Raw genomic sequence first — 4,919 nt, 5'->3', positions numbered from 1 at the left:
GACGCCGGGCACCTCAGACTAACAATGCCAGCCCTGCGTCGCTGCGCTCCGACTGCCTGTCCGAATGATCGTGGAACAGGTGTCCGGATCAGCGTGGGCTGAGTGTCCGAATGGCGTGGAATCCGCAAACTGCCTATCTAACTCATTCGCCGCGATGGCACTTTCACCATCAGCCTTGCGGTAGCGATGCTTGCGGCATTGCGAACTGAACAGTCGGGCCTCTTTCATCAGGCGACCCGCCAGGAAGCGCCCCACAGCGACACCTTGTACCCGCAGCGCCGCCGACAGCGTTCGGGCTCCAGCTGAACCGCGACTTTGTTGATGAAACTCAGTGGCCAGTTGGCGCAATGCAATCCGTCGATGATCGACATGACGGCGTCGCTTGCAGGTGTCGTAGACACTGCTGCGATGCACGCCAAACACACGGCACAGCTCGGCTCGTGGATTGAATCATTGAGCCACAACAGAGTGACGACTGGCGGCGTGCTGGTGGCTCTTACAGATCTGCATCTACAGATCTGCATCGACCTCTCGGTAGTTTGATCAAGACCTAGATTCGCGGCCCATTCTCAGAATGCGACATCCCGCCCCTTGCGGCTTCGGCCGTCTCTCAGGTTGGCGCTCTTTTGCATCATGTCTATCTCAATAATTGGGTTTCACATCAGATTCCGCGGCAATTGCCCGCGAGGCGATATCCCGCGGCTGTTGCCTCGGACGCCGAACTGAATTCGATAATGTTCTTGGCGCTGATACGTCCGTAAGAAGGGCAATCTGGGCGATGGTAGATCTTGGAACTGCTGTTTCCTCGTACCCCACCGGAGGCCGCTAAGGCTTTTTGTTGCTGTGGGGAGGCTTTTGCGAACAAAGAAACAGAGGACATTGCCGGGAGAATGGAGGTTGGTTGAGGGGCACTCATGCTTACCGCGGCCTTGCCCATTGCAAGGTAAACGGGCGCATGGTCAGAGACATGCTTGCGACTCTTCTCATGGTTCCAGCCGATCACCTTCGGATAGTTCAAGATGCCGGCTTTGTTGCGGGCATAGGCACTGCTGTTCGATACCCAGATGTTGTCGTAAAGGTTGACGAATTTTGTGTCTTTACCCGATAGCGTGCTTGCTCCGCTGGTAATCAGTGGTCGTGCATACTGCTTGAGCGGCCCCCAGGCCGGATGGCTTGGAGCCAGGTTGAAGTCACCGACCATGATCAGCTCGCTGCCGGGGTAGATTTCCCCAAGCCACGTCCAGTAGTCAGCTAGGGCTTTGATCTCCGGAGTTCGGTCTTCCACGCCCTTGCCGTAGAGAATGTGGACGGTGGCCAAGGCAAAGATCGAGTTATCACTTAATTCTCGGAACCGCGCCGAGTAGGGCTCACGAATGAACTTGTCGCCCCGGTCCATGTATACGACTGCGCCGTCCTCGTACGCGACCTTCGATTCGCGGTAGAGGAATGCATACATCTCTTTGTATGACCGGGAGCCGATCAGATGGCTCTCCAGCCGGCCCCACGTTTCGCCGGTGCGTGTTTCGATGGCGCTTTCAAGTCGATCCAGGCCGTCTTCGCTCATGACTTCCTGAAGGGCGATTATGTCGAACTTGCCGGCAACGGCTGACAGCGCCTCATAGGAGTGCTGTTTGCCAAGCCTTTTCACGTTCCAAGAGCCGAGAGTGATATCGGCGGCGAGGGCCGATCCGGACAAAAGCATAGTGAGTGCGGTTAGAGCAGCGGTGATTCCTTGGCGCATAAAACCTCCTTTGACCTATAGGCATCATAACGGAGTGAGGCCGGAGCCAGGCCCTGAATTCACACTTCGGTCACAACCAGTTCTGCCTCGTCAATCCGGATGTGATGCCGCGCTACCGCAAGTCCATTTCCGGCTGGAAAAACGAATACGCATCAGAGTGCATGGAGTATTTGAAGGATTTCTCCCCGGTTTGAGAGCTGCGATGGCACTTCTATTCGTCCGACCACGCGTTCTCGGCCCCAAATAGCAGGCTGCGTAGGCTGGCGGACTCTCGACAAGTCTGCGCCTTCTGCCGGTCGGATATACAACTTGTGCCCAGCGCCGGATCGGCGGTTTCCATAGACGCTTATCGACGCGATGGATTGGTGACCCATCATGTAAGCAATGGCCTCATCGCTCTCGCCGGACGCTTTGAGGTTAGAGCCCAGTTGGTGGCGGAAGCTTTTCAGGGTCGGGTGTTGCGTGCGCCGAGGCCATAGTGCGCGGCACTCTTTGCGCAGGCGATCCCTAATAGCTGTATTGGTTCGAGGGCAGGCACGCATCCATTTGGCAGCGTCTGCCACAGCCGCGAGCACGGCAGAGTCGTCAATCACCAATGTTCTATCTGCGCCTCTATCCAGCGGAGCGCTTTTCTTGCCACCAATGATTTGGACGAAATTTCCTGTCACCGTGATTGTGCGCATTTCACAGGGACGGACGCCCAAGTGATATGCCAGCACCACTGACAAGGCTTCATCCATGAAACCATACGCCGAAAGATGCTCCACAAGTGTCATGTAGTCGTCCTCAGAGACTGAGCGCACCTGCTTAGGCTTGGGCTTCTTGGTTAATGTTGATCCAGGTGCTGTCACCGGATTCGTAAGCTGCTTGATCGCCTTGGCAGCCTGTTGGTTGCCACGAGCCTTCTGATCATTGAGCAGTGCGCTTTTAAGCGTGCCAAAACTGTTGGGTCTGTAGTCGCTGGCGCAAGCCAGCAAAGCCGCGCAGATTTGCGCTGAATCCGGGGCCTCTGATTCGCAGTGCTTGCGATAGAAATTGCGAGCTCTTGTTTGGTATTTCTTTAGGGTGATGGTTTGCATGGTCGTCATCTCTTTTTGTTGTTTTTGATGACAAAGCTAAGCCGCTTGGCGAAGGGCGGTGAAGCAGTTCAGTCTGCACTGAAACCATTCCGCCTTCGCTCCATGTTTTCTCGTTCCGTCTGAACTACTCCACCGCCCCCATACTCGCGCCGCGAGTATGGGGTGCGCGTTTCTACTCGCGCGCCCACTTCATCTTCATTCAGCGTGCGCTTTGAGCAAAAGCGCGCGCAAGCCTTTTGTCATCAAAATCAAAACGCAGCCAGCGCCATGGCGCTGAAAGGACGAGCCCAGCAGCATCAAGCTGCGCATCGCCGATGCAGCAGAAATCGGAGCGCTCAAAAATGCTGGTCAGTAGAATGATGTTTGGTTATGGTTTTTTCTTTTAAGTAATTGAATTTATTAAGTTATATGTCTAGGTATAACCAAAAAGAGCAGTGCCAGTTTGGGCACGTTTTGCGCCATAAGTGGCATTCGCTGTGCCGGTTTTGGCTGCTTTTTGTGCCCCATCAGGCACTGTGTATGCCGCATGCGGCACAGCAAGAGTGTCGCAAACCACTTGTGCGATATGCAGGGTGTATCGCAGCCAGCGCCTGCGACATGGTCAACGTGTCGCAGCGTGATTTTGCGACAGACCTGGGGTGTCGCATTTTCTAGCTGCGATATTCGGCACGTGTCGCAATCGTCTCATGCGACACGGCAGTCGTATCGCAGATGGCGGCCCCAGATAAAGGTGTGTCAGGCGCTGGTCGCCGAGAGCACCGGAAATCCATGGTGGCAAGGATGTGGGCTGTGCTGATATCCCCAGGCGCGGAGGTGAATAAGGCGTCATGGCTTTCATGGCGCGGCGTGGCCTCCTTCTGAATTGTGTCAGTGGAGCTGATCAGGCGTCGGATAGAAACCCTGAGGAAGAAATTTCTGATAGTCCACCAGGGATTGGTATCCACCTGTGTGGAACGAGGCGATGACGTAAAAGCTTCCTGTGTATGTGTGCAGCACCCAGAACTCTCCCTCCAGTTCGATACGCAGGATGTCGGAGGTGCGAATCAGACGTCCATCGGCAAATCGCCCCCCGAGCGGATCAGCCCTGACATGCCGGTGCGTTACTCCCAGACAGCAGCATGCTGCGATACGGGCATCGGTGATATAGGCAGTGACCGGATGGCTGAAACGGTATGCCTGAGCTTTGCGCAGCTTCTGCATATTCTCGGGAGAGACTGGGCGCATTTCTGCTCCTCACAGATCAGTGATCAACTCTGGGTTGAAGCCTGTGTGTTCTTCGGGATACTCCATGGCTTATATCAGGCATGCGATGGTGTCGGTGCTGGCAGGCTTGCGAGTACCGGGGCCCAGTAGCAGGTACACAGAATTGAGCGTTCTGAAATGAAATCCCTCGCTGAACTGATGCAGTAGCGAAGTTCTCACGAAGTCGCCCACATCCCATCGTCGCTCGCTGTCGAAGACGACCTGGTGCGCATAGATCAAGGCCGGCTGGCGTTGTGTTCTCTTCAGAGCGTGGCGTTGCGCGTCGGTGGTATCTATATCGAGCCAAAGCCAGTCGCGCACAAGGCAAAAATTTCCAAAGGGAAAGTGCTTTCGGGCATAGCTGAGTGCCTCTTCGTCGGACATGGGGCTGCCGGGCATGAACACCCCTACTGCGTTCAGTAGCTCTGTGATTTCTTTCAGTGAATTCATGGTTGATTGATCCACATCCCCTGAGAATGGCTTGTGACATTCCGGGCAATAGCTGGGGCAGCTAGCTGCCCACTGCCGCTCATGGTGTCTGCAGCATGCTGCAGGCCTGACGATGCTGCTGCTCCAAGTCGATGCCACAGAGCAGGGCGGCGAAGTCCGCATCAGGCAAATGCATCCGCTGTGTGCGAGTCTCAACAATGGATTTGATGATCGCATCGACCCGCTTAGAAACGGGCATCTGGCTCGGCGTCTTTGAGCGATCATGCTGATAGATGATCGAGTGCGTATTTCGGCCCACCGTGACCGGTCGTTTCGGTAGATCGTGACCGGCCATTTCGCTAACGCGTGACCGCTCATTTCGCTATCAACGTGACCGATTTCCAGCCTGTTCCGAAACAGGCGGTCAC

The 4,919-nt window shown here is 55.4% G+C and carries 6 protein-coding genes; 1 reads left to right on the top strand and 5 read right to left on the bottom strand.

Features of this window, described 5'->3' with window-relative positions; genetic code table 11:
* The first annotated feature begins 321 nt into the window (after positions 1 to 321).
* Positions 322 to 543, top strand: coding sequence for a hypothetical protein (locus HBN63_RS21265; RefSeq protein ID WP_170050796.1), 222 nt, complete (start codon positions 322 to 324; stop codon positions 541 to 543).
* A gap of 118 nt (positions 544 to 661) precedes the next feature.
* Here the strand turns inward: HBN63_RS21265 and HBN63_RS21260 are convergent, their stop codons facing one another.
* The 5 genes from HBN63_RS21260 to HBN63_RS21240 all read right to left on the bottom strand — a co-directional run bounded on the left by HBN63_RS21260 (position 662) and on the right by HBN63_RS21240 (position 4,846).
* Complete coding sequence (locus HBN63_RS21260; protein ID WP_178093535.1) at positions 662 to 1,741, bottom strand: endonuclease/exonuclease/phosphatase family protein; 1,080 nt, start codon at positions 1,739 to 1,741, stop codon at positions 662 to 664.
* Between the two features lie 152 nt (positions 1,742 to 1,893).
* Positions 1,894 to 2,820, bottom strand: coding sequence for a site-specific integrase (locus HBN63_RS21255; protein WP_170050798.1), 927 nt, complete (start codon positions 2,818 to 2,820; stop codon positions 1,894 to 1,896).
* A gap of 867 nt (positions 2,821 to 3,687) precedes the next feature.
* A complete protein-coding gene (locus HBN63_RS21250) occupies positions 3,688 to 4,044 on the bottom strand; it encodes a hypothetical protein (RefSeq protein WP_170050797.1) in 357 nt (118 codons plus the stop codon).
* Between the two features lie 69 nt (positions 4,045 to 4,113).
* Entirely contained in the window at positions 4,114 to 4,512 is a 399-nt protein-coding gene (locus tag HBN63_RS21245) for a hypothetical protein (protein WP_262499074.1), read from the bottom strand.
* 79 nt (positions 4,513 to 4,591) lie between these two features.
* The gene (locus HBN63_RS21240; protein WP_262499073.1) at positions 4,592 to 4,846 is read right to left on the bottom strand and encodes a hypothetical protein; all 255 of its coding nucleotides are present in this window, start codon (positions 4,844 to 4,846) and stop codon (positions 4,592 to 4,594) included.
* Between the last annotated feature and the right edge of the window lie 73 nt (positions 4,847 to 4,919).

Source organism: Pseudomonas sp. WS 5011, from assembly GCF_012985775.1.
Classification (GTDB): domain Bacteria; phylum Pseudomonadota; class Gammaproteobacteria; order Pseudomonadales; family Pseudomonadaceae; genus Aquipseudomonas; species Aquipseudomonas peli.
Note: the sequence above shows the minus strand (reverse complement) of the source record. Positions and strands in the feature narration are given on the sequence as shown.